Source organism: Thermodesulfitimonas sp. (assembly GCF_052743955.1).
In genome coordinates, this window is sequence record NZ_JBRAIN010000001.1 from 12,794 (window position 1) to 39,043 (window position 26,250).

The following is a 26,250-nucleotide window of genomic DNA, read 5'->3' on the forward strand; positions in this document are numbered from 1 at the left end:
CCTACCGGGCATACCGCTCACTTTACCGTTCCGCAAACAGCCCCCTGACAACTCCGGCGCACCGCGCGCAGATGTCAGGGTACTCGGGGCTTGTACCCACCGATTCGCTGTACATCCAGCAGCGCGCGCATTTTGCACCCGGCGCCCGTGTTACCCGGACCACAAGGTCGCCACGGACCGCTCCGTCTGCCGGTAGAGAACCGCTTGGCACCACGGCTAGATCCGAAACGATGCAGATCATCTTTAGTTCCGCTACGGCTTTCTGTAAAAACTCCTGCAGTTCATCCCCCGCGTAAAGCTCCACCCGGGCTTCTAACGAATCGCCAATGTGCTTCTCCTGCCGTGCCCGCTCGAGAGCCTCTAAAACCGCCTCCCGCACCGCTAACAGCCGCTCCCAGCGGCCCTCTAAACCCGGATCGAGGTAGTCGTCCCGCAGCGGCGGCAGGTCCAGGAGCTGCACACTAGGCAATTTCTCCCCGACCACCGGTACGTAGCGCCAGATCTCCTCCGTCGTGAAAGCGAGAACCGGCGTGAGAAGACGCAAAAGGGTGTCGAGAATCTCGTAAAGAACCGTTTGGGTAGCGCGCCGCGCGAGCGCGTCCGGGTGCTCGCAGTAAAGCCGGTCCTTAAGGACGTTCAGGTAAAAGGCGCTTAAATCCAGCACGCAGAAGGAGTGAATCGCGTGGTAGACCACGTGAAATTCGTACTCCCGGTAGGCCTGCAGGACCCGCCGCTTGAGCTGCTCAAGCCGGTGCAGGATGTAACGGTCTATCTCCGGTAGTTGAGTGTAAGCCACCGGCGCTTGCGGGTCGAAATCGTAAAGGTTCCCGAGCAGAAAACGGAAGGTGTTCCGGATCTTGCGGTAGGCTTCGGCGATCTGCTTGAGGATGTTGTCCGAAGCGGCAAGGTCACCCCGGTAATCGGCCGAGCAGACCCAGAGCCGGAGGATATCCGCCCCTAACTGCTCGATGACCTTCAGGGGATCGACCACGTTGCCGAGCGACTTGGACATCTTCCGGCCCTGCTCATCAACCACAAAGCCGTGCGTGAGCACCGCCCGGTAGGGCGGTTTACCGGTAACCGCCACCGCGGTGGAAAGTGAAGAATTAAACCAGCCGCGGTGCTGGTCGCTCCCTTCCAGGTAAAGGTCTGCTGGCCAGTCCTGGTCCGGCCAGAGAGAGGGCTGGCGCAGCACCGCCCAATGGCTTGAGCCCGAGTCAAACCAGACGTCCATCGTATCGTTTTCCTTCTTGAACGCGGCAGCGCCACAGTTCGGGCAGGCCAGCCCCGGCGGCAGCAGTTCTTCTACCGGCGCGCTGTACCAGATATCGGAACCATGCTGCTGGAAGAGCGCTTTCAAATGCGTAATGGTGGCGTCGTTAATTACAGGCTTGCCACAGCCCTCGCAATAAAAAATGGGAAGCGGCACGCCCCACCAACGCTGGCGCGAAATACACCAGTCTCCCCGCGTCGCCACCATGTTGTAGATGCGCTCCTCCCCCCACGCAGGAATCCACTTAACCTCCCGGATGGCTTGAAGCGCCGCCTCCCGGAAACCATCAATGGACGCAAACCACTGCTCGGTAGCCCGGTAAAAAACAGGCTTTTTACAACGCCAGCAGTGCGGGTACTGGTGTCTGATCCGCCCCGCGCTGAGTAGCGCCTTCTGTCGCTTGAGCTCCTCCAGGATCAGCGGGTTCGCGTCCAGGTAAAACTTACCCGCAAACAGCCCCCCTTCTGTGGTGAAGATGCCGCGCTCGTCGATCGGGGAGATTACCGGCAGCCCGTATCTTTTACCGGTAAGGAAGTCCTCTTCACCGTGCCCCGGCGCGTTATGCACGCAGCCGGTACCCTGCTCCAGCGTAACGTAAGTATCGAGCACCACCAGCGACTCCCGCTCAAGAAAGGGGTGCTTCAAACGGACGCCTTCCAGTTCCTGCCCTTTGTACTCCGCCTCAACGACACCCGTTTTGCCCAGGACCTTCAAAAAGGCCGGCAGAAGCTCTCGTGCTACTACGTACCGTTCGCCATCCACCCGCACCACCACATAAACAAAATCCGGATGCAGGCACACCGAAACGTTGGCCGGCAGCGTCCATGGTGTCGTCGTCCAGATAACCACGGCGGTGCCGGGCGGCAGGAACCCCTTACCGTCAACCACGGTAAAGGCGACGTAAATCGAAGGGGATTCAACCTCCGCATATTCTACTTCGGCCTCGGCCAGCGCCGTTTCGCAGGAGGCACACCAGTAGACCGGCTTGAGACCCTTGTAAATGTAACCCTTCTTCGCCATTTCCCCGAAAACCTCGATCTGCCGCGCCTCGTACTCAGGCAATAAAGTGAGGTAGGGATGCTCCCAGTCACCCCGGACACCGAGACGCTTGAACTCCTCACGCTGGATGTCCACAAATTGCAGCGCGTATTCCTTGCAGTGGCGCCGGAACGCCACGGGACCTACCGCGTGGCGGTTAATACCAAGCGCCTTGATCGCCTGCTGCTCAATAGGCAGGCCGTGCGTATCCCAGCCCGGAACGTAAGGAGCATCGTAGCCGCTCATCGAATGGTATTTGATGATAATATCCTTGAGAACCTTGTTGAGGGCGTGGCCCAAGTGGATGTGTCCGTTCGCGTAAGGCGGGCCGTCGTGGAGGATGAATTTTGGCCGCCCCGCGGTCTTCTGCTGAACCAGGCGGTAAAGGCCGATCTCGTTCCAGAACTTGAGGATTTCTGGCTCCTTGCGGGGCAGATTGGCACGCATCGGGAAATCCGTCTGCGGCAGGTTAAGCGTTTTGCTCCAGTCCATCACTTTCCTCCCTTGCAAGGTCAAGTTCACCATCCGTAGCGTGAAAGGATGGTGGTTACGCAGCTTCGAGGTCCTATACTTTACCAGCGTAAACCGCTTCCGCCATCGTATATATTAAGTTATAATACTAAAAATCTCCTGTCGCAAGGGAAGAAAGGGAAAATCAAGACGGCGGGGAAGCAATGCTATACCAACAGGGCCCATACTGGAGATAGAAGCAGCGGTGCCATATACCACCGTGACAACCCAAGTTTATGATCTAACCGACAGGACCCGGGCAACCGCATCTAGGGCTTCTTTCGGCCCAAGGCCCGCAATCTTGATCGTTTTTTCCCGTCCCCCCTCTCCATGGAGGATCGTTACACACCGGACAGGCACTTGGAAAACTTCGCCTAAGTACCGCAGCAGTGTCTCGTTCGCCCTGCCTTCGACAGGCGGCGCGGCGATACGCACCCGTAACCCAGCGCCGACTACACCGCAAATAGCGTTTTTGCTCGCCCGGGGCGTTACCCGCACACGAAAGCGCACCCCGTCCTGGTCCGTCTGAAAGAGGTTCGCTAAATCATTCGGCGCCGCCATCCCACATCTTCCGCGTCTTCGCCTGAGCTACAAGAGTAGTCTTTCTTCGCCTGGTGCTTTCGTCCTTGCTCATTTCCCGGCTAAATAAAAACCTAAGTTTTTGAGCTGCCTCTGCCAACATCGCTTCCATACGCTGTTCCGCTTCGTGCAGTCGCCGCTCAGTTTCCTCCTCTACCTTAGCCACGAGCTCCCCTAAACGGGCTTCAGCCTGAAGCATTACGTCTTCAGCCCGCTGGGCCGCTTGGAGAGAAGCCATATCGATAACCTCCGCCACCTGTTGGCGAAGCGCCTGAACCTTTGCCTCCAGTTCCCGCTGCGCCCGCTGAACGTCTGGAACTGCTGACACCTCCTTAAGCCTTATGTCGGAGGCGGTAGCAGGATACCCCGTGTTCCCGTGCTGGGTCTGCGCACGGAGCTCCTCGACCTCCCGGTAAAGCTCCTTCAAGACGGCGGCTACCTGGTCGAGGAACTCATCTACTTCCTGCTCGTCGTAACCGCAGAAGACTCTCCGGAACTCTTTTTTGTAAACGTCGTAAGGTGTCAACAACCTATATCACCCCACCCAAGCGCTACGCCACAGGCAGCTGAATAGCCTCAAAAGAGACCAATTAAACCGACAAGAAGCCGCAAAACGAGCGCCCGGATCAGTTCGAGGACGAAAAAGGCTACGACCGGCGAAAAGTCGACGACCCCTACCGGGGGAATAAGACGCCGGAAAATATTAAGATAGGGGTCGGTCATATCGTAAATAAAACGGATAACCGAGTGGTAAGGATTGTGCCGGATCCAGGAGAGGACCACCCGGACGAGGATAAGAATGGCGTAAACCTCAAAGGCCACATCGACTAACTTCACTACAAATTCCATCTTACGCTATCATCTCCGCACCTTTCCCAATTTTATTCGGTTTCTCTTTTGCCCCGTCCATATCTTATGTAAACTTTGTCCGGCTCAATTCGCGCGACCGCAAAGCGGCTGCTTCTACCGCCCGGATAAGCGCCGCCCTAACTCCCCGCTCCTCAAGCACAAGAAGCCCAGCCGCCGTTGTGCCCCCAGGGGTCACCACCCGGTCTTTTAGCTCCGCCGGGTGCACCCCCTGGGTTAGAACCATACGGGCCGCTCCCAAAACGGTCTGGGCAGCGAGCACAAGCGCCACGTCACGTGGTAAACCCATGCGTACCCCACCATCAGCCAGCGCCTCGATCAGGAGATAAACGTAAGCCGGTCCACTCCCGCTTAACCCGGTCACGCTATCGAGTAATTCTTCCCTCACCTGAACCGCGCGACCAACGGCTGAAAAGATCGCTCCAGCGCGCGCCGCATCGCGCGGGCCGGCGTTCCTTCCGAGTGCGTAGGCGCTCGCTCCTTCTCCTACTAAACACGGCGTATTGGGCATAACGCGCACAACCGGAACGGGTTGCGGGATGTTTTGTTCGAGAAAACTTAAAGTGACACCCGCGGCGATAGAAATAAGCGTCTGTGACGGGCGCAAAAGGGAACCGATTTCCCGCAAGACCGGGGGAACAATATCGGGCTTTACCGCCAGTAAAACGATATCCGCCTCTTGAGCCAAAAGCCGGTTATCCTGAAGGGTGGAAATCTTAAGCTCTTCTTCCAGCCGGCGCAACCGTTCCGGAGCAACGTCGCTCACCAGTATGGTTGCCGGTGGCACCCGGCCGCTTGATACCAAACCGGCGGCTAGCGCCCCACCCATCGCCCCGCCGCCGATTAATCCGATTTTAAGCCCACTGAGCGGCACCCTTTAAGCCTCCCTCTGCCCGCGCATCCAGAGGAAGAGGCCGCGCTCGGGCTCCTTCCCCTCCGTCGTAATATCCACGTTATTGGGGGCAAAGAGAAAAATGCCGGCACCCACCTTTTGGACGCTACCGCTTAGGGCGTAAGCTGCACCGCTCACAAAGTCAACTACCCGGCGTGCCAGCTCCGTCTCCACCCGTTCTAGATTGACAACCACCGGCCGCCTGTTGCGCAGATGATCGACAATCTCCTGCGTATCGTCAAAGGAACGCGGTTCAGCTACAACTACCCGCATCTGCCGCTGGGTGTGAATGCTTACCACCGCCCTTTTCTTGGGGCGAATTAGACCATCTTGAGCTTCTGTCGCTACCTGTTCTTCTTCCGGTTCCTCCTCAAAACCGATAAAACCCAGCACCTTGTCAACCAGTTTTTTGCTCATCTTCCCCTTCCCCCTTTCCGCGTCGCGGGCCAAAAATCGCGGTACCAATCCGCAGCAGGTTAGCTCCTTCTTCCACCGCTACCACGTAATCGCCCGACATCCCCATCGATAAAAACTCAAGCGTCGCCCCCGCGTAATGGCGGTAGGCGGTTGCCAATTCCCGCAGCCGCCTGAAAACGGGTCTTACCTCTTCGGGATCGGAAACGAACGGAGCAATCGTCATCAGCCCCCGGATCCGGATACCCGGCAAAGCAGCGGCCGCCGCCAGGAAATCTGGCACTTCCTCCTCATGAAGGCCGTGTTTTGAAGGCTCGCGCGCTACGTTTACCTGGAGGAGCACTTCAAACCCCTGACCTTTCTTTTGTGCCCAACGATCAAGCGCTACAGCTAAGTCCCAGCGGTCAAGGCTATGAAGCAACTTAACCCGGCCCACCAGGTATTTTACCTTATTACGCTGGAGGTAACCGATAAAATGCCAGTCGACCGTATCGCCAATCGTCTCGTACTTTCTTACGAACTCCTGCACCCGGTTCTCCCCGAAGAGCCTCTGCCCCACCGCCTGTGCCGCACGGATCGCCGTAACCGGCACCCCTTTCGATACAGCGACAAGCTGGACTTCGGCCGGATCTCGCCCGACCCGGCGTGCCGCGCGCGCGATCTCCTCCTTAACCCGCCTGAGGTTTGCCTTTACAACCTGATCCATCTTTTAAATATTCCCCACCGCACTGGTAATTCCTGCAACGCCTGGTCCCGATAATTATTAATTAAGCTCCTCCCACTCACCAGTAACCAGGTAAATCACGTCTTCGCCAATATTAGTAGCCCGGTCGGCCACCCGTTCCAGGCGCAGGGCAGCAAGAAGTAAGTAAACATAGCAGCGTGGATTTTCAGGCTCCTTTTCCATAAGCGACAGGATGGCATCGAAAGTCTTGCGGTAGAGATGGTCTACATCGTCATCAGCGTTACTCATTTGTCGCGCCTGGCTTGTGTCGTTCGAAACATAAGCATCTAGGCTCGTTTTAACCATCTGCTGCACCATCCGGGCGATCTGCGTGATACCCTGCAAGGCAACGTCCGCAACAGTCGAACTGTAACAAGTGATGAGGTTAAGGGCGTATCTAGCAATATCTACCGCATGGTCCCCCATTCGCTCAAGGTTAGAGATGATCTTAATCCCCGTAAAAATAATCCTGAGGTCGCGGGCAAGGGGTTGTTGGGTAGCGACCAGTCGGACACACCTGCGCTCAATCTCCTTACACAGGTTATCAACCTCGTCATCACCGGCAATCGCCTTTTTGGCCAGTCCTTCATCCCGGGTAACTAAAGCCTGCACGGCGTTAAAGATAAGCTCCTCAACCAAACTGCCCACCCGCAGGACGTCACGCTGTAGCTCTGTTAATTCACGTTCAAAAGAAGTCCGCTGGCTCGCCACGTCCTAACCACTCCCCGAAACTTTTTAAAAGATTATACCTATTCTGACAACAAAAAGTTCACTAAGATAAATAGAGATACCGAAAACTAGCCGTGAGTAGCCTTTCATCCGAACCGTCCGGTTATGTAGTCCTCCGTCCGGGCATCACGCGGCCGGGTAAAAATCGTCCCCGTCTCGCCGTATTCAATAAGTTCGCCGACCAAGAAGAAAGCCGTGACATCCGAAACCCGCGCCGCCTGCTGCATATTATGGGTTACGATGACGATGGTATAGTTCTTCTTGAGCTCCTGGAACAACTCCTCAATCTTCATGGTGGAAACAGGATCGAGAGCCGAGGTCGGCTCGTCCATGAGGAGAACCTCCGGTTCTACCGCCAAAAGCCGCGCGATACAAAGCCGCTGTTGTTGTCCCCCGGAAAGACCAAGCGCCGACCGGTGTAGCCGGTCACACACCTCATCCCAGAGCGCGGCGCTGCGCAGGCTCGCTTCCACAATCTCGTCGAGGCGGCGCTTATTTTTCAAGCCGTGTATCCGGGGGCCAAAGGCAACGTTATCGTAAACTGACATCGGGAAAGGATTTGGCCGTTGAAAAACCATCCCGACCCGTTTACGTAGTTCTACTACGTCAACCTGGGGGGCATAAATATCTTCGCCGTCAAGGAGCACCTTCCCCTGAATCCGCACCCCTTCTATTAGGTCGTTCATACGGTTCAAGGTCCGGAGGAATGTCGTCTTCCCGCAGCCGGAAGGCCCGATCAAAGCCGTTATCTGGTTCGCCTTTATCTCGATGCTAATCTCTTTTAAAGCCTGCTCCTGGCCGTAATAGAGATTCAGCCGCTCAACCCTTATCTTCGTCGCCATTTTTCATCTCCCCTTAACCCTGCTTTGAGATGTTTCCGAACTCTTTTTCAGCATTTTAAGGGGTACTAGCTCCTTCTTGGCCTCTTCCAATAAAAACGACTCTTTGAGCAAAACTTCGCTGTAGGACCGCACCGTTCCTTCCGGCTTTACCCGTGTATAAACCCGAGCCAGCCCGTAAAGGGGGTAGCTACCGTTCGCTACGTTTTCTGGCGTGCACTCAATACCGTTATATTTTAAAGCCTTCACGGACCCGTTAAGGTATGTAGCCCCGAGATAGCCTATCGCCCCTGGAGTGGAGGCCACTACCTTACGAACCTCAAAGTCAGAATTAACTAGTCGGGTATTACCAGTAAATTCGCGCCCGCCAAGGACAAGCTTTTTTATCAACTGCCGCGAACCCGACGATTGGGCACGATTGATAATCACAATAGGGGTGTTTGTACCCCCCCAACTCCACCCAGCTTCTCACCTGTCCGAGAAAGATTCGGGTTACTTCGTCTTTAAAAAAATTATCCACCTGGACCGCAGGATGAACAACTAGGGCCACCGGCATCACCCCAATAACTTTTCCCTTAAGTCGGCGGTAAAGCGGCTCACCGGAAGGCGGCTCAACGAGCGAGAGCGCGACGTCAGCCCAGCCACCAGCAACCTGCTGTAGCCCCGTCAGGGAACCACCGCCAAAAACCTCTACCCTGGCTGTCCTATCTGCAACGCTTAGCAACCTGGCCGCATCCCGCGCTATAGGTAAAAGAGCGGTAGAGCCCACCACCCTAACGGCGGGATGACGGGGAGTTGTCGCCGCCTTAGGAACGCAGCCCAGCGCCAGCACCATTATGACTATACCAAGCAAAAAATACCCGGCTTCTTTTTAGCTACCCCGCAAGAATGCACAACCAGCACTCCGTCTTTATCGCCTTAAATCTTCGCTTATCTTAGCGTCCAGATAACCATTTTAGCGCCGAAAAATCACACCGGCCATCCTCCCCGTTTTAACCCCATCCCGGCGGTAGGAGAAGAAAAGCTCCGGGTGGCAACAGGTACAAAGCCTGATTACCGCAATCTGTTCCGGGGGGATACCAGCGGCAATAAGCGTCTCTCGGTTAGCTTCCCACAGGTCAACGCGCCATTTATCACCCTGGCGCCAGGTAACCTTTTCCCCCCACGGGCGAAAGACCGCCGCCACCGGTTCATCTACCTCGTAGCAGCAGGGCCCGATGGCCGGCCCGATCGCCGCTACACAATGTGCCGGTGCAACCTGTAAGTTCGCCGCCATAACACCGAGCGCCCGGCGCGTAATCTCCCTGGCCGTACCCCGCCAACCGGCATGGACTACCGCTATAACCCGCTTCACCATATCCGCAAGAAGCACCGGGACACAGTCCGCAAAGAAGACCATCAAAGCCAGACCCGCTTCGCTGGTAGTTAGACCATCGGTGGCATCGAGCGCTGTCTCCGGCCTACAGGCACCGGCTCCAGCCTCGCGCACCGTTACAACAGCGACCTTTTCGCCGTGAACCTGCCGACCAGCAACCATCCGGGCCGGGTCGTAACCGAGGGCGGTAGCCAGCAACCGCCTATTGACCAATACCCGTTCCGGCACGTCACCGACTGTAAAGCCTAAGTTAAGGGTAGCAAAAGGACCTTCGCTTACGCCTCCTAGACGCGTGGTAAAGGCGTGTCCGAGCCAAGGTAGGTCCATGACCGCCGTTTGCAAAAGAGGTAACCCGTTATAACGTGTGAGCGTGAACCCGTCGCCGATAATTAATTCCTCCGTAAAACCATTATAAAAAAAATTCGCGGCGCGTCGTGCAAATCCCCAACCACCGGCACCTATACCCTATTTGCTTACTGCCCCCGCACCGCTACCCGCAACAATAGCTTCTATCTGGCGGGTAACCGCCGTGATCACCGCCGGGTCCCCAGTCTGAAGTACTACCCGCAGCCGCTCCCCAAGGCGGCGGTACGCCTCGTAAAGCGCCACCTTATCCGGGTCCCCGGTGAGCAACCATGAGGAGCCGTAATCAGGGACAACGGCGTTGAAGCCGAGCTTCTCTTCAATCATGAGTCGCAAGGTCTCAGCAGCCTCCGGCTCACCGTGAACGACGAAAACCTGTCGGGGTGCGCTGCTCATCTTTTTCAGCCAGTTAAGCAGGGCTGGTTGGTCAGCATGAGCCGAATAACTCATTAACTCCACGATTTCCGCCTTTACTGCCACCTCCTCATCGAATATCCTCACACTCTTATCTCCATCGAGGATATGCCGGCCCAGCGTGCCCTGCGCCTGGTAACCCACAAAGACCACCGTACACTCAGACCGCCAAAGGTTATGTTTCAAGTGGTGCCGGACCCGCCCCGCCTCACACATCCCGCTACCGGCGATAATTACCAGCCCACTCTTGATCTCGTTTAGGGCCCGCGATTCCTCCGGGCTCACCGAAAATTTCATGAATCCGGAACTAAACAAATTTTCTCCGGATCTCAGGTAACTGCGGGCTTCGGAATCATAACATTCGCTATGCCGGTTAAAGATATCCGTTACCGCCGCTGCCAGCGGACTATCGATATAAACCGTAACCGGTGGCGTCTTCCCCGCTTGCCAGAGCCTATCAAGGTCGTAGAGTAGGTCTTGCGTGCGTTCGACAGCGAATGCCGGGATAACAACATTGCCCCCACGCTGGTAGGTACGCCATAGAACGTCGTGCAGAACCGCCACTTCGTCCACCTGCGGGTGTTGTCTATTGCCGTAAGTTGATTCGATAATCACGTAGTCTGCACGCTCCACTACCGCTGGATCCTTTACCAGTCGTTGCCCCGGCCGCCCTAGATCCCCAGTAAAGAGCACATTCATGGGCATACCGGATTCGTTAGTCCGCAGTAAAATCATCGCCGCACCGAGGATATGGCCAGCATCGAGAAAAGTAGCGCTTACCGTAGAAGAGAGCGGGACTTCCGTATTGTAAGCGACTTTCTGAAAAAAATGGAGCGCGTCGTAAGCGTCCGCTACCGTATATAACGGCTCGACGAGCGGCCTACCAGCACGCTGGGCCTTTCTGTTTTTCCGCTTGGCTTCCATCTCTTGAATGTGGGCAGCATCAGGGAGTAGTACCCCTACCAGATCGACCGTCGCCCCTGTCGCTAAAATTTTGCCCTTAAAGCCTTCCCTGCAGAGACGCGGGATAAGCCCAGAATGATCGATATGGGCATGGGTAAGCAGCACGTAATCAAGCGAAGCTGGTGAAAAAGGGAAGGGTTGAAAATTTCTCTCTCTGATCTCCCGGGGGCCCTGAAAAAGACCACAATCGATCAGTAACCGTATTCCGGAAACCTCTACATAAAAACAGGATCCGGTTACCGTCCGCGCAGCACCGTAAAAATTCAACCGCATACATATTCTCCCTTGATTCTATTCGGATATGCTTGCACTTATTCGCCACTCAACAGCGAAATCCTGTCGAAATTTACTCTACCTCCGCGTATCTATTGACAAAGAGGGACCCTTCCCTTAAGCTTTTAGTTAGTATGGAACCCGGTTCTGCCCGCGCAGTCGCGGTTTTAAACGCGGTTGTAGGTCTGTTGCTTAGAAAGGAGATAGACCGTGCCGATTTACGAATTCCGTTGCTCCCGGTGCGGATACCACTTCGAAAGGCTCTGCCAGCTTGGGGAAACCGGCGCGAACTTGAGCTGCCCCGCCTGTAACTCCCCCAAACCCGAGAGACTCCTTTCCTCTTTCGCCACACGCGGTGTTGATGGCGGCAAGGGTTCTTCCTGCACTTCCTGTAAAGCAACAAGCTGCTCTAGTTGTTCCACGTGCCGCTAAATAGCCAATATACAGGAGCGCTCCGTCATTAAGTTACAGCGGTATCAAGGGAAAAGGGGCTGCCACTTTTAAGACAGCCCCTTTAATCTAACAACCTAGATTTTCCGCTTGCTGAAACTGATGCTGCCAAGCCTCTTAATGCCTCGGCCCGCCAGCGAGTTCAACCGCCTTCAGCCGCGCCAGCGCCCGCATCAGTGCTGCCTCCGCACGTAGGATGTCAATCTCTGGGGTGCGGGCCCGCAGCCGTTCCTCAGCGCGCTCTTTAGCCCGTCGGGCACGCTCCACATCTATTTCTTCCGCAAGCTCCGCACTATCGGCAACAATTACTACCCGGTTATTCTTAACCTCCAGGAAGCCGTTGCTCACCGCCATATACCGCCACTGTCCGTCCTTCTGGATCCGGACAACGTCGGTCTTTAGACTGGTGATAAGCGGCGCGTGATCGGGTAAAATACCCAAATCCCCGCCAACGCCGCGGGCAATTACCATCCTGACTTCGTCGGTGAAGGCAACGCGGGACGGCGTAACCACAATTAACTTTTGGAGTTTTTCTGCCAAAGCGCTCACTCCTTAAGAGGCCTGTGCGAGGAGCTTCTTGCCTTTTTCGACCGCCTCGTCGATACCGCCCACCATATAGAAAGCATCCTCCGGTAGGTCGTCGTGCTTGCCCTCCAGAATCTCCTTGAAGCCCCGGATCGTTTCCTTTAGCGGCACGTAAGCTCCCGGCCGGCCGGTGAAGGCCTCCGCTACGTGGAAGGGCTGCGAGAGGAACCGCTGTAGCTTCCGCGCCCGGGCCACGATAAGTTTGTCCTCTTCCGAAAGTTCCTCCATTCCGAGGATCGCGATGATGTCCTGGAGTTCCTTATACCGCTGGAGCACCTTCTGGACACCGCGCGCTACCTGGTAGTGCTCCGCGCCCACAACTTTCGGGTCCAGGATACGGGAAACCGAGTCCAGCGGGTCCACTGCCGGGTAGATACCGAGCTCGGCAATCTGCCGCGAAAGAACAACGGTCCCGTCGAGGTGAGCGAAGGTGTTGGCCGGCGCCGGGTCGGTCAGGTCATCGGCCGGCACATAAACCGCCTGCACCGAAGTAATCGACCCCTTATTTGTCGAGGTAATCCGCTCTTGTAGCTGCCCCATCTCGCTCGCGAGCGTTGGCTGGTAACCTACAGCGGACGGCATCCGGCCTAAGAGCGCCGAAACCTCAGACCCTGCCTGCGAGAAACGGAAGATGTTATCGATGAAGATCAGCACGTCTGCCCCTTCCTCGTCACGGAAGTACTCCGCAAGGCAGAGCCCGGTCAACCCTACGCGCAAACGGCACCCAGGTGGCTCGTTCATCTGCCCGAAAACCATCATCGTTTTCGGCATAACCCCGGCCTCGGTCATTTCCAAGTAGAGGTCGTTGCCCTCACGCGTCCGCTCGCCGACGCCCGCGAAGACCGAGATACCGCCGTGCTGCTTCGCGATATTATTGATAAGCTCCATAACGATAACCGTCTTGCCTACACCAGCACCGCCAAACATCGCGATCTTGCCGCCTTTCATGAACGGAACCAGCAGGTCTACTACCTTGAGGCCCGTCTCGAGCTGCTCAACCTTAGTCGACTGGTCGACCAGCGGCGGCGCGGGGCGGTGAATCGGATAGTACTTATCCGACTTAATGGGGCCCTTGCCGTCGATCGCGTTCCCAAGTACGTCGATCAGACGCCCCAGAACCGGCCTACCTACCGGCACAGAAATTGGCGCCCCGGTATCGATCACCTTGGTCCCGCGCTTAAGACCGTCTGTCGTGGACATAGCCACGGTCCGCACCACGTTATTCCCAAGGTGTTGCTCGACTTCCAGCACCAGTTCCTTCTTTTCGCCTGTAAAGGGATCTTCGTACTCAAGTTTCAAGGCGTTGTAGATCTCCGGAACCTGTCCCGGGGGGAAGCGTACGTCAACCACAACGCCGATAATCTGAACTACCTCGCCAACATTGGCCATTCTATCCCCTCAACCTCCTTCAAGCCGTTATTCGAGCGCCGCAGCACCGCCCACGATGTCCAGCAACTCCTTCGTGATGCCCTCCTGCCGCACACGGTTCATCTTCAGCGTCAACCGCGCAATCATCTCCTCCGTGTTCTTCGTGGCGGCATCCATTGCGGTCATCCGAGCGCTGTGCTCACCAGCCTTGGATTCAAGTATTGCGTGGAAGATTACCGTTTCTACATATTTAGGTAGCAGGTCGTAGAGCACGGCCTCAGCCGAAGGTTCGAAGATATACAGAGCTTGCGGCCCGTGCTTCTTCTCTTCCTTCACTACCTCTTCGCCCTCGTCTGCCGGCGGCTCTATCGGCAAAACCTTGACCACCGTCGGCTGCTGCACAAGAATGTTGACGAACTTTGAATACACCACGTAAACCGCGTCGTATTCACCGGCCGCGTACTTATCGATAGCGATTTTCGCTATCTGGCGGGCGTGGGCAAACTTAATCTCCTCGCCCAACCGACTGAACTCGGCCTCCATCGGCATCCGGCGGAAGCGGAAGAAATCACGCCCTTTGCGCCCCACAGGGATCAGGGCCGCGCCGGGGTGTTTTTCTATCTCCCGCATCACCGTCCGCATGATATTGCTATTAAAGCCCCCGCATAACCCGCGGTCAGCGGTGATCACGATATAACAAACCTTGTTCTCCTCGCGTACCGCTAAAAGGGGGTGTTTCACGTTGCCGGCAGCCTGAGAGAGACGCGCTAAAACCTCGTGGATCTGGCGGGCGTACGGACGCGCCGCCATCACTGCCGCCTGCGCCTTGGCCATCTTGGCGGTGGCCACGGCCTTCATAGCTTTACAGATTTTCTGCGTGCTCTGCAGGCTTTTGATTCGCCGTTTAAAGTCGCGTAGTGATGGCACTTATATCCTCACCCCCGCGCCTATGCCAACCCGTACTGCATCTTGAAGCCCTTTTTGAACTCCTCGATGGCACTCTTAAGCTTCGCCTCTGTTTCCGGTTTAATTTCCAGGTCCTTCTTGATAGCCTCGCCCACGTCCGGGCGCTGCGTCCGCATGAATTTAAGGAACTCCGCTTCAAATTCCCGGACCTTATCTACTGGCAAGTCATCAAGATAACCATTGACGCCTGTGTAAATCGACATTACTTGTTCTTCAAGCGGCATCGGGCAGTACTGGTCTTGCTTTAAGAGCTCAACCAGCCGCTCACCGCGGTTTAGCCGGGCCAGCGTGGCCTTGTCAAGGTCGGAGCCGAACTGCGCAAAAGCAGCTAGCTCACGGTACTGGGCAAGATCCAAACGCAGCCGGCCGGCAACCTGGCGCATACATTTCCGCTGCGCCTTACCGCCAACACGGGACACCGAAAGACCAACGTTAATCGCCGGACGAACACCGGCGTAGAAAAGGTCCGGCTCTAAGTAAATCTGCCCGTCTGTGATCGAGATGACGTTGGTTGGGATGTACGCCGAAACGTCACCCTGCTGCGTCTCGATAACCGGCAGCGCGGTCAACGAACCACCACCGTAATCCGGATGCAGTTTGGCCGCGCGTTCCAGAAGCCGTGAATGCAAGTTGAAAACGTCACCCGGATAGGCCTCCCGGCCAGGTGGGCGCCGGAGGAGCAAGGAAAGCTCGCGATAGGCAGCTGCCTGCTTGGATAGGTCGTCGTAAACGATCAGGACGTCTTTGCCCTGCTCCATGAATTCCTCACCCATGGCGCAGCCGGCAAACGGGGCGATGTAAAGTAGCGGCGCCGGGTCGGAAGCGGTAGCTACAACTACAATCGTATGGTCCATCGCGCCGTACTCGTGGAACTTCTGGATCACGTTGGCCACCGTAGACGCCTTCTGGCCTACCGCAACGTAAATGCAGATGCAGTTCTGGCCCTTCTGATTAATAATCGCGTCTACCGCAATAGCCGTCTTACCGGTCTGCCGGTCGCCCAAGATAAGCTCGCGCTGGCCGCGCCCGATGGGGATCATACCGTCAACCGCCTTGATACCCGTCTGGAGCGGCGTATCCACTGGCTTCCGGTAAATAACACCGGGTGCAATACGTTCAATCGGCCGGTATTTGTCAGATTTAATCGGCCCCTTGCCGTCAAGCGGCATACCTACTGGGTTTACCACCCGGCCGATAAGGGCATCGCCAACCGGTACCGACGCCACACGGCCGGTCCTTTTAACCACGTCCCCTTCTTTAATGTGGGTATACGGACCGAGAATGACGCACCCGATATTATCCTCTTCGAGGTTAAGCGCCATCCCGAGTGTGCCTCCCGGAAACTCCAGGAGCTCTGCATACATACAGTCTTCCAGCCCGTAAACCCGCGCCACACCGTCACCAATGTAAATTACGGTGCCGACATCCGAGACCTCAACCTGAACCTCATACTTTTCAATCTGCTGGCGGATTATCGAGCTGATCTCCTCGGGTCTCAGCTTCATGTCGTTCTGTCACCCCTATCCTACTCGAATTTGGCGGATCTGCTCTCTCAATCGCTCGAGCTGCCGCGCCACGCTGGTATCGATTACCCGGTTCCCGATCCGGATTACAAGCCCGCCGAGGATTTCCGGCTTCTTTTCGTAGGTAACCCGGACCTCCTTCCCAGTAGCTTTAGCAAGCGCGGCTACCAATTCCTCTTTATAGGTAGCAGGCACCTCTACGGCCGAGGTCACGGTTACCTCGACCAGATTCCGCGTTTCGTTTACCAAGCGGGTGTATTCCTGTACGATATCCTTAAAGAAGACCTCCCGCCGGGCATCCAAAAGCACGTTAATAAAATTGAGGGTATAGGCTTCAATCTGGCCCTCAACCGCCTCTTTCATTATTTCCTTTTTTACGGCGGCCGGAACTTGCGGGTGGTAAAATACCCGCTTAAAATCCGGAGAAGCATCCAGCGCTTCCAGGATACCGCGCAGTTCCTGCTCAATTTTTTCCATCAGACCCTTTTCTTGCGCTATACTAAAGAGTGCTCCGGCATAGCGCTCGGCCACTGCGCCTTTTAGCATGGTAAGTTCTTCACCTCGCTAATGGCATCCTGGATGAGCTTTTCCTGCACTTCTGCCGTTAAACCTTCCCGGATTACCTTTCCGGCAACCAGAATAGCAAGGTTGGCTACCTGATCCTTAAGCTCGGCCAGGGCCTTATCCTTCTCCCGCTGGATATCCGTCATCGCACTCTCCTTCAGGCGCGCCGCTTCTTCTTTTGCCGCATCCATGATGGCCTGCGCCTGCTGCTCACTCGCCTTGGTAGCCCGCTCGATAATCTGCTGGGCTTCCTCACGGGCACGGCGCAACTCGGCCTCCATATCGGCCTTGATCCGTTCGGCCTCCGCCTGTCTCTGCTCCGCCTGCGCGATCCGGTCGGCAACTAATTTCTGCCGTTCTTCCAGAATCCGCATAAGTGGCTTATAAGCCACCAAGCGGAGTAGAACAAGGAGAAGCAGGAAGTGGAATATCTGTGCCAGCAGGGTTGCGTTTAATTTCAGTTCCACCTGCTCGCCTCCTTCCTAAATCTAATGCCGCCAAGGTACCATTAGCCGCGACCTAACGTTACCCGCAACGCAGCCTTCAGCTGGCCGCGCCTGCGTCATTCCTCTACCGTTTCCTGGTGTATAAGCATTTAACCCATCTTGCCCATGAGAATGAAGGCGATAACGATGGCGATAATCGGTAGCGACTCGATTAAGCCGACAGAAATGAACATGAGCGTTACTAGCTGACCTCGCGCCTCCGGCTGGCGGGCAACGCCCTCAAGCAGTTTACCAGTTACCAAACTGTCACCAATCGCAGCACCCAACGCACCAAGACCAGCAGCAATACTCATTCCGAGAGCAGCAGCAGCACCGAGTTCCATTGAAAGATCCTCCTCCTTGAAAGATTTAAAATTTTTATGGACCAGTTTAGTTAATTTTTTAAAAAATTGATTAATAATGTTCGTCATCAATTAGTGGTGTTCATCGGCAACTACCATACCGATGTACGAAATAGTTAGCATCGTAAAGACGAAAGCCTGGATAAAGGAGACAAAAACACCGAAAGCCAACCAGACCACGGAAGCGGTAAAACCGCCGCAGATCTCAGCCCAGCCGGTGATCAACCCGAGCAGGGCGAGGACCATCGTTTCCTTACCCTTCATATTACCGAAAAGACGGAAGGCCAAGGTAAGCGGCTTGGCTAGGTCCTCGATAATCGTAATGGGCAAGAAATAAGGAAACGGCTGTAGGAAGTGTTTGAAATATCCCCCTACACCCTTGTACTTGATTCCCCAGATGTAAGTAAGGGCGTAGGTAATCAACGCGAAGGCGAAGGTGGTCTGGTGGTCGGCAGTGGGAGCCATACAAGTGGGAACGAGTCCGAGCAGGTTACAAACGCTGATGAAGAGGAAGAAGGTTACAATCACGGGAAAGATACCGGCACCTTTCTTGGGGTCCATCGTATCATTGACCAGGCCCCGCAAAAACTCAAGGACCATTTCGAAGAGAGCCTGCATCTTTGTTGGCCGGCGTACACTTGCCCCCCGAACCGCAAGTACCCCGAGTAACAGGGTCAACCCCATCGCTACCCAGGTGAAGATTATCGTCGCAGGGGTAAGCTGCCAAAAACTACCAGGACCGATTTGCCACGGGTGGTGCGGTATCCCCCAGATATTAAGGTCATGCTCTACCCTCTCAACGCTGAACCCCTCGGCACAACCGGATGCTAACAAGGCCAAACCACCCAGAAAAAGAGGCAAAACCAGGTAGCGCCTGCACCGTTTCAAGCCCTTGTTCACCTCCTTTCCGCAGAGAATTTTTATGGTGATGTTTTTGGGAGCCCTGTTCACGAATAATCAACCCGGCCAAAGAGCAGGAAATGAATAAGCCTTACCAGCATTAATAAGGGCGGTACAAAATAACCGGCTAGTAAGCCTAAAAGCCCGCACCATCCTGTCCACGCAATATAAACTAAAACACCGAAAATCAGAAACCACCTGACGACCATACCCATGATGTAAAGGACCTGCCCAAACTCCCGGTCCTGCCGGAGAACAAAAGCTACCAGCTTTTGGATGCTATTAGCCAGAAGCCAGCTATTAATTATACTTAGCGACGCCCCAATGATAAAACCTATGAGTTCAGAACGCCACGGTGCGGCACTCAGAAGTGCGGCAGACACCAGAAATATTGTTATTGCTGTCCCTTGAAAGCTCTGCTTGAACAACGTATCGAGATGGATATCACGCACTCAGGCTTCTCCCCCTGTAACCTATTTTTTATTTTTTATCGAGGATATTAGAAACAGTCCGGTAGGCACCTAACATCCCTGCCCCAATTCCGGTAAGGAGTCCGGCAAGCATAAGCCACGGCCGGGTTCCCAGCTTGCCATCGAGATAATCTCCTATCCAGACGCCCACAAAAACACTAGCCGCAAACTGAACAGCAATCGTCGAAGCCAGCGCAAACGCTTTTAATGGCTTCCCTAGACCACTGTCCTTACGGCCGTTATTCCCTCCCCCGGCATCATTTGTTCTTAAAATCGCAAACATCCTCAAAAAGAAGCCTTTCTATCGACTTAGGGCTGAAGATTCACGTAGCACGGCACTTGCAAAAGGTTATTCTACAAAAATCAGGTCTTTCCTGCTGCCAGAGAGAAGATTTTTTTTAAAAAATAATATTACACGGAGGCCAAAGTTTGCAAGGGCCTTTTCCATAAAATCCGACCTAATCTCCCCACTCTTACATAGACTCAGCCAGTTTCCCCGTCACGCTCCGGTAAATAAGCGATAAATTTCACACTTTTGCGCCGCAGGTCCGGTCAGGTGTAGCCATAATCGGTCGAAAATCGGCCGGGCGTTCTCCAACGCCGAAGTAAAAAGCAAGCGCCTCCAGAATCCGACGTGCAGCCCTCCCGTCCCCATAGGGATTCACCGCCTGGGCCATTTGCTCGTAGGCCGCCCGGTTCTCTAAGAGGCCAGCGGCAGCCCGAAACACGTCTTCTTCCTCCGTACCCACAAGCCGGACGGTGCCGGCCTCTATCGCCTCCGGCCGCTCCGTCACCCGTCGTAAAACAAGCACCGGCTTCCCTAGGGCCGGCGCCTCCTCTTGTAAGCCTCCCGAATCGGTTAGGACGAGATGGCACCGGGCCATAAGGTTCGCAAACTCCCCATAAGGAAGCGGCTCGGTGAGATAGAGCCGGGGGCAAAACATAAAGCTCTGGGTCACTATTTTGCGAATAAGCGGGTTCCTGTGAACTGGGAAAACTACCGCTACGTCGGGGTAAGTTTCGATTAGTCGCCGCAGCGCGCGATAAACATTCGCTAGCGGCTCGCTCCAGTTTTCCCGCCGGTGCGTCGTCACCAGAATGAGCCGGTAACCGCTCGCTACGGCCGCTCTAACCACCGGATCCGCAAAGCAGTATCCCGGACGAACCACTTGGTAAAGAGCATCAATTACCGTATTTCCCGTGACAAAGATACGCGCTGCAGGCACCCCTTCTTGGAGCAACGCCCCTCGCGCTCGCTCTGTAGGCGCGAAGTGCAAATCAGCCAGCACAGCGGTCAGGTGCCGGTTCATTTCCTCGGGAAAAGGCGCATATTTATCCCTGGTCCGCAACCCCGCTTCGACATGCCCTACAGCTACTCGATGGTAAAAAGCGGCAAGAGCTGCCGCAAAGGTAGTAGTAGTGTCGCCATGCACCAGGACCAGTTCTGGACGGGTTTCTTGCAAGACCTGGTTGAGGCCGGTCAAGGCCCGTACGGTTACCTCAAAGAGATCCTGCCCCTCGCGCATGATGTCGAGATCGTAGTCTGGGATAATCCCGAAGAGCGCCAGCACCTGGTCGAGCATCTCCCGGTGCTGCGCCGTAACCGCTACCCGGACCCGAAAAAGGTCGGGACGGTCACGCAATACCTGAACCACAGGCGCCATTTTAATGGCTTCAGGTCTGGTCCCGAAAATAATCAGAACTTCTCTGGGATTGTTCTTCATAAAGAGAGGTACCCTTTGGCCATTAGCTTATTTATATGCTGTTCAAGCGCCGCCTCGATGTTAATACCGTAATCTTCTTCGAGAACAAACATCATCGAAACGGCCGTCTGGGCAACATCTAAGAGTTCCCGGGTCACTTTTTCCATCACCGTCCGGGTATCTTCGGCACAGACTTCCCCTGATAAGCCCCGGAGCTTTCCGATCGCTTGAGCTAATTCTCCTGCTTCTTCCATTAGTTTAAGCGCCGTCGACTCGAGGGTGGGGGAGAGTTTATTTAGTCGTGGTAGCGAAATAACCTTATGCTTAACCGTCACCGCCGTTACCCCTTCCCGGAAAATCTATCTCCCGCGCAAACCGCTCAACCTTCACTCCGGCCTCAGACAAAATACGCTGCGCCAGCATATCAGGGTAATCCCCACCGAAAACGATGCGTTTGATACCCGCCTGAACCAGCATCTTCGCGCAGAGAACACACGGGTGGTGCGTTATATAAATCGTTGCCCCCGCAATGCTAATGCCGTGAACAGCGGCCTGCAGGATGGCGTTCTGCTCCGCATGAAGCCCCCGGCATAACTCGTGACGCTCGCCAGCCCGAACCCCTTGTTCCTCCCGTAGACACCCAGTGTCAAGGCAGTGGCGAAGCCCCGACGGTGCACCATTATAGCCGGTAGCAAGAATCCGGTTCTCTTTTACCAGTACCGCTCCCACCCGGCGTCGCAGGCAGGTGGACCGGGTCGCCACCACCCTGGCGATGGTCATGAAATAAAGGTCCCAGTCTGGTCGCATTTACCCTTCGTAGAGCGGGAATTGCCGGCAGAGCTCTGCCGCCATTGCCCGCGCCTTTTGCCGGTAAGCCGTATCGCCACGGTGGTCGAGAGCATAATGAATAATCGTCGCGATTTCCTTCATCGCCGCAATCCCCATCCCCCGGGTAGTAACCGCCGGCGTCCCCAGCCGGATGCCGCTTGTTACCCAGGGCGGCTGGGTATCAAAGGGAACGGCGTTCTTGTTTACAGTCAGGTTGACTTCCTCGAGCAGCCGCTCCGCTTCTAATCCCGTCAACCCCTTATTCCGTAAATCGACTAAAATGAGGTGGTTATCGGTGCCGCCCGAAACAAGCTGAAAACCATAGCTGGCGAGGGCTTCCGCCAGCACTTTGGCGTTTTCTACTACCCGCCGCTGGTAGTCCTTAAATTCGGGCCGCAGCGCCTCCCCAAAAGCTACCGCCTTAGCCGCAATCACGTGCATGAGCGGCCCGCCCTGCGTTCCCGGAAAAACCGCCTTATCGATGGCGGCAGCATACTTCTCCCGGCAGAGGATCAGGCCACCGCGCGGCCCGCGCAGGGTTTTGTGCGTTGTCGAAGTCACCACGTCGGCGCAGGGAACGGGGCTCTGGTGCAGCCCTGCCGCCACCAGCCCCGCAATATGGGCCATATCCACCATAAGGTAGGCCCCAACTTCTTGCGCAATCTGCTGCATCCGGGCAAAATCGATTTCGCGCGGGTAGGCGCTCGCGCCGGCGATAATCAGGCGCGGCCGGTGCTCCCGCGCGATGGCCGCCACCTCTTCATAGTCGATCCGGCCGGTTTCCCGGCTGACACCATAGGGGATAAAACAGTAATACTGTCCAGAAATGTTTACCGCGCTTCCGTGGGTTAGGTGCCCGCCGTGGGCCAGGTTCATTCCCATGATCGTATCACCGGGCCGCAACAGCGCAAAATAAACCGCAAGATTCGCTTGAGCCCCGGAATGGGGCTGGACATTGGCGTGCTCGGCGCCGAAAAGCTCGCGGACCCGCGCAATCGCGAGCTGCTCCACAATATCGACGTACTCGCAGCCGCCGTAGTAACGCCGGCCTGGATAGCCCTCGGCGTACTTGTTAGTAAGAACAGAACCTTGAGCCTCCATTACCGCCCGGCTCGCAAAATTCTCCGAAGCGATAAGCTCAATCTTATTTTGCTGGCGCTTTAGTTCCAGCTCAATTGCCCGGAAAACTTCCGGGTCAACCACGGCCAGCGGCTCCACCAATGACAACCTCTTCTCCTCCCCGTAAATTTGACAACCTCTTCTCCTCCCCGTAAATTCGCTATAAACACACTCCGCAAAACTACCGCGCTACGACCTCCTGCTCGTAGGTCGTAATCTTGTCCACCCGCCGCGCGTGCCGCCCCCCGGCAAATTCCGCCTTAAGCCAAACCCCAACGATCTCGCGCGCCAGACCGGGGCCGATGACGCGTTCGCCAAGCGTCAGGACGTTGGCATCGTTATGCTCCCGCGCCATGCGTGCCGAAAAGGTATCGTGGCATAGCGCGGCCCGGACGCCCGGCACCTTGTTCGCCGCGATCGCCACTCCGATACCCGTACCACAAATAATAATTCCCCGGTCGTATTCGCCACGGGCCACGGCTTGCGCCACGGCAAAAGCGATATCCGGGTAGTCGCACGATTCCGGCGTATAGGTACCGAAATCCTGAAACGTAACGCCTTCCTCCGAAAGAAACGCAATTATCTCCCGCTTAAGCTTAAAACCACCGTGGTCCGAGCCGATAGCGACACGCATCAAAAACCCTCCACCAATACCTCTTTCTTATTCGCCGGTGAAACACCCAAGCTTAGGATATTCTACATAAAAGCACCATTCCCTATCAAGGTGTCTACCTTTTTTCGCCTTCGCTAAGAAATCGCGCCAGCGCCACGCGGCAGAGGCGGCGAATTTCTTCGGCGTACTGGCGGTAAAAAAAGAGGGGTTTTCCGATGGGATCAGGGATGTCCCCGGCAAAACCGGCATACTCGCTAAAGGTAAAAACCTTATCTTTCGCCTCCGGCACCATCTCCAAAACAGCCATCTTATGGCGGGCGGTCATGGTTAAGACAAGATCAGCCTCTCGCACCATCTCTGGCGTCAGAAGGCGTGCCTGATGACCGCTCAAGTCTATGCCCCATTCCGCCAGCGCCTCCACCGCCTCGGGAGAAGCCGGCGCGCCGGTGAGAGCGTAGATTCCTGCCGAAGCCACCGCAACGTCCGCCACGCCCTCGCGGGCCAGCAAGTCCTTGCAGATGCCTTCCGCCATACTCGAACGACAGGTATTTCCCGTACAGACAAAAAGAATGCGTCGCATCGCCGCACCCCCGTTTTAAAAGGTCAAGAAAGGAGGCGTAGCCCCACACCCAAAAGGATTATACCCCCAATCAACTGCGCCCGGTGGCCCACCCAGGCGCCTACGGTTCGCCCGAGCCCTAAGCCGAGTGCAGCCATTAAACCGGCAACTAAGCCGATAGTCAAGATTACAAGCAGGAGGCCGAACCGGTGAACCCCTAAGGCAAACCCGACGCTCAACGCGTCGACACTCACGCTCGCGCTAAAACCAAGAAGGCCCCAACTGCCCGGCAATAAAAAGCAGGCCGCACCAGGAATACCTGTTTGTGTCGCAGCGTAAATCATACGCGCGCCGATAATAAAAAGGAGCGCCGCACCGATAACGCCCGCCACGCGCCCGAGCAACGCTCCTACCGTTTGCCCAAGCCACCAACCAGCAAAAGGCATAACCACATGGAAAGCAGCCACGCTACCCACTAAATAAAGGGCCCGGCGGCGGCTAATCCCGCCAAAGCCGATACCCAGGCAAGCTGAGAAAGCGTCCACGCCGAGCGCCATCCCCAAAAGCACCATCGCCCAGAGGCTCATAACCTTGCCTCCATACGGGTTACCTGGGCGGCCAGCCGTCGCAGGCGTTCGAAAAAACCTATCTCCTCGGAGACACCTTCGAACAGAATAAGGTCTACGGCTGTCGCTAAACGCCCGACCGCCACGTAAAGGCCCGCCGCAACCGAATTGGCGTCGCCCACCCTGCCACACGGGATAACGGTGCCTGGATAGCGTGCTACGTTTTCCTCCCGGGCGATGACGCCCACCTTTTTACCCTCCATGGTGAACCGCGCGTACAGCCGTTCAATCTCCGCCTTCACGGCAATTTCCGCTCCTTCGACCAGGATAAGGGGAATACCGAACCGAAAAGATTCTTCTTTTTCCGCAACTCCTTCCGGAACCGTCCCGGTTACCGCCGCAATCTCTGCCGCGCCTACCGCTCCGGACCGCAACACCCGCGGCACCTCGCCCGTCACGTCTAAAACGGTGGACGCAACCCCTAAAGGTGCCGGACCGCTATCGATTACCGCGTCAATTCGCCCGTCCAGATCCGCCAGCACCGCCGCAGCCGTAACCGGGCTCGGCCGTCCCGAAAGGTTAGCGCTCGGCGCCACCACCGGCACACCTGCCGCCCGGATCAGGCCCAGCGCGACCGGGTGCGCCGGCACCCTAACGGCCAACGTAGGAAGCCCCCCCGTAACCGCCGCCGGTAATCTGCCCGAACTCTTAAAGACGAGGGTGAGCGGCCCTGGCCAAAAAGCTTCAATCAGCCTTGCGGCTAACGGGGAAACTTCCCTAACGTAAGGCCAGAGCTCTTCCCGCGCCGCTATGTGGAGAATTAGCCCTTTCTGCAGCGGTCGTCCTTTCACCGCAAAAAGGGCGGCTACCGCCGCCACGTCGCCAGCGTGCGCCCCCAAGCCGTAAACCGTCTCCGTAGGGAAAGCCACCAGCCCCCCCCAGCGAAGAAGTTCCCCCGCGGCGGTAAGCGCACCGGCGTCGGGACATAATGCGTCCACCTGCCACCTCAAGGTTTCCTTAGCCATCGCTATCCCCGTCTTTTGTAGTATATCACGGCGCAGGGAACCAAAGACCGAATTTCAGCGGCAACGATAAGCGACTACCAGTCGCTCTCTGCCCGCCAAATCAGATTCAACCCGAGCCTCCCACATAGGCGGCGGCACAAGCAAAAGCGCTTTTTCCCCCTGCCCCGGGCCGATTTCCATTAACAGGTAACCGCCGGGCTTTAAGAGGCGCTCCGCCTGCGGCACCAGACGCCGGTAGAGCGTCAAGCCGTCCGCACCCCCATCGAGGGCCACCGCCGGTTCCCGCTGGACCTCGCGGGGGAGGCGACCCAGCGCACCGGCGGGGATGTACGGCAGGTTAGCCGCCACCAAGTCCAGGACGAGCTCGCCTGCCGCTAGAAGCGGTTCAAGAAGATCCCCTACAAAAAAAGTTATTCTTTTGGCCACCCCTTGGCGCCCGGCATTTTCTCTGGCCACCGCGAGCGCCGCCGGCGAAATATCCGTCGCGAATACGCGCGCCGCCGGCAGGCTAACGGCCAAGCTCACGGCAATCGCCCCGCAGCCGGTCCCCACATCCGCCGCCACCGGCGCCGCTACACCCTGTAAAAGTGCTAGCGCCGTCTCCACCAGCAACTCCGTCTCGGGACGCGGGATCAGAACCGCCGGTGTCACTTTGAAGCGCAACCCCATAAACTCTTTTTCGCCGGTGAGGTAAGCAATCGGCTCCCCGCTCGCCCGGCGGGATAGGAGTGCGCGAAAGGTAGCGGCTTCCCGGTCAGTTACCTGCTGCGCTGGCTCCCGGTATAACGCCAGCCGGTCGCAGCCGAGCACAGCACTCAGGAGCACCTCCGCATCGAGCCGTGGCGAAGCGCAACCTGCGGCTCTCAGTTCCGCTGTCGCCGCGCGCAAAAGTTCATCCGCCCGCATCAACC

33 protein-coding genes are annotated in these 26,250 nt (G+C 56.4%); 1 reads left to right on the plus strand and 32 read right to left on the minus strand.

The annotated features are described in order from the left end of the window. Positions 1 to 22 precede the first annotated feature (22 nt). The 13 genes from ileS to ACUVTA_RS00155 all read right to left on the minus strand — a co-directional run bounded on the left by ileS (position 23) and on the right by ACUVTA_RS00155 (position 11,253). Positions 23 to 2,803, minus strand: a complete 2,781-nt coding sequence (gene ileS / locus ACUVTA_RS00095) for an isoleucine--tRNA ligase (protein ID WP_445950946.1) — start codon at positions 2,801 to 2,803, stop codon at positions 23 to 25. 252 nt (positions 2,804 to 3,055) lie between these two features. Next, positions 3,056 to 3,382, minus strand: a complete 327-nt coding sequence (locus ACUVTA_RS00100; protein WP_445950947.1) for a DUF167 domain-containing protein — start codon at positions 3,380 to 3,382, stop codon at positions 3,056 to 3,058. Next, the gene (locus ACUVTA_RS00105; protein ID WP_445950948.1) at positions 3,366 to 3,926 is read right to left on the minus strand and encodes a DivIVA domain-containing protein; all 561 of its coding nucleotides are present in this window, start codon (positions 3,924 to 3,926) and stop codon (positions 3,366 to 3,368) included. The genes ACUVTA_RS00100 and ACUVTA_RS00105 overlap by 17 nt, the downstream gene beginning before the upstream one ends. Before the next feature lie 50 nt (positions 3,927 to 3,976). Then, on the minus strand, positions 3,977 to 4,249 hold the full coding sequence (locus tag ACUVTA_RS00110) for a YggT family protein (protein WP_445950949.1): 273 nt from the start codon (positions 4,247 to 4,249) through the stop codon (positions 3,977 to 3,979). Positions 4,250 to 4,313: 64 nt separating this feature from the next. After that, positions 4,314 to 5,141, minus strand: a complete 828-nt coding sequence (gene proC / locus ACUVTA_RS00115; protein ID WP_445950950.1) for a pyrroline-5-carboxylate reductase — start codon at positions 5,139 to 5,141, stop codon at positions 4,314 to 4,316. A gap of 3 nt (positions 5,142 to 5,144) precedes the next feature. Beyond that, the gene (locus tag ACUVTA_RS00120; RefSeq protein WP_445950951.1) at positions 5,145 to 5,576 is read right to left on the minus strand and encodes a cell division protein SepF; all 432 of its coding nucleotides are present in this window, start codon (positions 5,574 to 5,576) and stop codon (positions 5,145 to 5,147) included. Further along, positions 5,557 to 6,279, minus strand: a complete 723-nt coding sequence (locus ACUVTA_RS00125; RefSeq protein ID WP_445950952.1) for a YggS family pyridoxal phosphate-dependent enzyme — start codon at positions 6,277 to 6,279, stop codon at positions 5,557 to 5,559. The genes ACUVTA_RS00120 and ACUVTA_RS00125 overlap by 20 nt, the downstream gene beginning before the upstream one ends. A gap of 57 nt (positions 6,280 to 6,336) precedes the next feature. After that, positions 6,337 to 7,008, minus strand: a complete 672-nt coding sequence (gene phoU / locus ACUVTA_RS00130; protein ID WP_445950953.1) for a phosphate signaling complex protein PhoU — start codon at positions 7,006 to 7,008, stop codon at positions 6,337 to 6,339. A 104-nt stretch (positions 7,009 to 7,112) separates the two neighbouring features. Further along, a complete protein-coding gene (gene pstB, locus ACUVTA_RS00135) occupies positions 7,113 to 7,868 on the minus strand; it encodes a phosphate ABC transporter ATP-binding protein PstB (protein ID WP_445950954.1) in 756 nt (251 codons plus the stop codon). Positions 7,869 to 7,871: 3 nt separating this feature from the next. Beyond that, positions 7,872 to 8,294 (minus strand): hypothetical protein, encoded by a 423-nt coding sequence (locus ACUVTA_RS00140; protein WP_445950955.1) that lies wholly within the window; start codon positions 8,292 to 8,294, stop codon positions 7,872 to 7,874. After that, positions 8,212 to 8,718, minus strand: a complete 507-nt coding sequence (locus tag ACUVTA_RS00145; RefSeq protein ID WP_445950956.1) for a substrate-binding domain-containing protein — start codon at positions 8,716 to 8,718, stop codon at positions 8,212 to 8,214. Before ACUVTA_RS00145 ends, ACUVTA_RS00140 begins: the two co-directional genes overlap by 83 nt. A 102-nt stretch (positions 8,719 to 8,820) precedes the next feature. Continuing rightward, complete coding sequence (gene pgeF, locus ACUVTA_RS00150) at positions 8,821 to 9,582, minus strand: peptidoglycan editing factor PgeF (RefSeq protein WP_445950957.1); 762 nt, start codon at positions 9,580 to 9,582, stop codon at positions 8,821 to 8,823. Between the two features lie 123 nt (positions 9,583 to 9,705). Next, complete coding sequence (locus tag ACUVTA_RS00155) at positions 9,706 to 11,253, minus strand: MBL fold metallo-hydrolase RNA specificity domain-containing protein (RefSeq protein ID WP_445950958.1); 1,548 nt, start codon at positions 11,251 to 11,253, stop codon at positions 9,706 to 9,708. A gap of 210 nt (positions 11,254 to 11,463) precedes the next feature. Here ACUVTA_RS00155 and ACUVTA_RS00160 point away from each other — a divergent pair, with 210 nt between their 5' ends. Continuing rightward, complete coding sequence (locus tag ACUVTA_RS00160) at positions 11,464 to 11,685, plus strand: FmdB family zinc ribbon protein (RefSeq protein ID WP_445950959.1); 222 nt, start codon at positions 11,464 to 11,466, stop codon at positions 11,683 to 11,685. A gap of 135 nt (positions 11,686 to 11,820) precedes the next feature. Here the strand turns inward: ACUVTA_RS00160 and ACUVTA_RS00165 are convergent, their stop codons facing one another. The 19 genes from ACUVTA_RS00165 to prmC all read right to left on the minus strand — a co-directional run bounded on the left by ACUVTA_RS00165 (position 11,821) and on the right by prmC (position 26,245). After that, positions 11,821 to 12,243, minus strand: a complete 423-nt coding sequence (locus tag ACUVTA_RS00165) for a F0F1 ATP synthase subunit epsilon (RefSeq protein WP_445950960.1) — start codon at positions 12,241 to 12,243, stop codon at positions 11,821 to 11,823. 12 nt (positions 12,244 to 12,255) lie between these two features. Further along, positions 12,256 to 13,677: a F0F1 ATP synthase subunit beta gene (gene atpD, locus ACUVTA_RS00170; protein ID WP_445950961.1), complete on the minus strand. Its 1,422-nt coding sequence runs from the start codon at positions 13,675 to 13,677 to the stop codon at positions 12,256 to 12,258. Between the two features lie 27 nt (positions 13,678 to 13,704). Beyond that, positions 13,705 to 14,583: an ATP synthase F1 subunit gamma gene (atpG, locus tag ACUVTA_RS00175; protein ID WP_445950962.1), complete on the minus strand. Its 879-nt coding sequence runs from the start codon at positions 14,581 to 14,583 to the stop codon at positions 13,705 to 13,707. Positions 14,584 to 14,603: 20 nt separating this feature from the next. Further along, the gene (gene atpA / locus ACUVTA_RS00180) at positions 14,604 to 16,127 is read right to left on the minus strand and encodes a F0F1 ATP synthase subunit alpha (RefSeq protein WP_445950963.1); all 1,524 of its coding nucleotides are present in this window, start codon (positions 16,125 to 16,127) and stop codon (positions 14,604 to 14,606) included. Positions 16,128 to 16,142: 15 nt separating this feature from the next. Next, positions 16,143 to 16,691 carry an ATP synthase F1 subunit delta gene (atpH, locus tag ACUVTA_RS00185; protein ID WP_445950964.1) on the minus strand — a complete coding sequence of 183 codons (549 nt, stop codon included), beginning with the start codon at positions 16,689 to 16,691 and terminating at the stop codon, positions 16,143 to 16,145. Then, entirely contained in the window at positions 16,685 to 17,176 is a 492-nt protein-coding gene (atpF, locus tag ACUVTA_RS00190) for a F0F1 ATP synthase subunit B (RefSeq protein WP_445950965.1), read from the minus strand. The genes atpH and atpF overlap by 7 nt, the downstream gene beginning before the upstream one ends. Positions 17,177 to 17,304: 128 nt before the next feature. Next, positions 17,305 to 17,538: a F0F1 ATP synthase subunit C gene (gene atpE / locus ACUVTA_RS00195; protein ID WP_445950966.1), complete on the minus strand. Its 234-nt coding sequence runs from the start codon at positions 17,536 to 17,538 to the stop codon at positions 17,305 to 17,307. Between the two features lie 90 nt (positions 17,539 to 17,628). Further along, on the minus strand, positions 17,629 to 18,444 hold the full coding sequence (gene atpB, locus ACUVTA_RS00200; protein WP_445950967.1) for a F0F1 ATP synthase subunit A: 816 nt from the start codon (positions 18,442 to 18,444) through the stop codon (positions 17,629 to 17,631). A 59-nt stretch (positions 18,445 to 18,503) separates the two neighbouring features. Next, positions 18,504 to 18,908, minus strand: a complete 405-nt coding sequence (locus tag ACUVTA_RS00205; RefSeq protein WP_445950968.1) for an ATP synthase subunit I — start codon at positions 18,906 to 18,908, stop codon at positions 18,504 to 18,506. Positions 18,909 to 18,936: 28 nt separating this feature from the next. Next, positions 18,937 to 19,209 (minus strand): AtpZ/AtpI family protein, encoded by a 273-nt coding sequence (locus ACUVTA_RS00210; protein WP_445950969.1) that lies wholly within the window; start codon positions 19,207 to 19,209, stop codon positions 18,937 to 18,939. A gap of 244 nt (positions 19,210 to 19,453) precedes the next feature. After that, entirely contained in the window at positions 19,454 to 20,650 is a 1,197-nt protein-coding gene (wecB, locus tag ACUVTA_RS00215) for a non-hydrolyzing UDP-N-acetylglucosamine 2-epimerase (protein ID WP_445950970.1), read from the minus strand. Continuing rightward, positions 20,647 to 20,964 (minus strand): MazG-like family protein, encoded by a 318-nt coding sequence (locus ACUVTA_RS00220; RefSeq protein ID WP_334111242.1) that lies wholly within the window; start codon positions 20,962 to 20,964, stop codon positions 20,647 to 20,649. The genes wecB and ACUVTA_RS00220 overlap by 4 nt, the downstream gene beginning before the upstream one ends. Continuing rightward, on the minus strand, positions 20,954 to 21,436 hold the full coding sequence (locus tag ACUVTA_RS00225) for a deoxycytidylate deaminase (protein ID WP_445950971.1): 483 nt from the start codon (positions 21,434 to 21,436) through the stop codon (positions 20,954 to 20,956). The genes ACUVTA_RS00220 and ACUVTA_RS00225 overlap by 11 nt, the downstream gene beginning before the upstream one ends. Next, entirely contained in the window at positions 21,437 to 22,678 is a 1,242-nt protein-coding gene (gene glyA, locus ACUVTA_RS00230; RefSeq protein ID WP_445950990.1) for a serine hydroxymethyltransferase, read from the minus strand. A gap of 79 nt (positions 22,679 to 22,757) precedes the next feature. Further along, complete coding sequence (rpiB, locus tag ACUVTA_RS00235) at positions 22,758 to 23,210, minus strand: ribose 5-phosphate isomerase B (protein ID WP_445950972.1); 453 nt, start codon at positions 23,208 to 23,210, stop codon at positions 22,758 to 22,760. 94 nt (positions 23,211 to 23,304) lie between these two features. Next, positions 23,305 to 23,769 (minus strand): low molecular weight protein arginine phosphatase, encoded by a 465-nt coding sequence (locus tag ACUVTA_RS00240; RefSeq protein ID WP_445950973.1) that lies wholly within the window; start codon positions 23,767 to 23,769, stop codon positions 23,305 to 23,307. 23 nt (positions 23,770 to 23,792) lie between these two features. Next, positions 23,793 to 24,335 (minus strand): manganese efflux pump MntP, encoded by a 543-nt coding sequence (locus ACUVTA_RS00245; protein ID WP_445950974.1) that lies wholly within the window; start codon positions 24,333 to 24,335, stop codon positions 23,793 to 23,795. Continuing rightward, complete coding sequence (locus ACUVTA_RS00250; protein WP_445950975.1) at positions 24,332 to 25,339, minus strand: L-threonylcarbamoyladenylate synthase; 1,008 nt, start codon at positions 25,337 to 25,339, stop codon at positions 24,332 to 24,334. Before ACUVTA_RS00250 ends, ACUVTA_RS00245 begins: the two co-directional genes overlap by 4 nt. Before the next feature lie 54 nt (positions 25,340 to 25,393). Then, entirely contained in the window at positions 25,394 to 26,245 is an 852-nt protein-coding gene (gene prmC, locus ACUVTA_RS00255) for a peptide chain release factor N(5)-glutamine methyltransferase (RefSeq protein WP_445950976.1), read from the minus strand. Between the last annotated feature and the right edge of the window lie 5 nt (positions 26,246 to 26,250).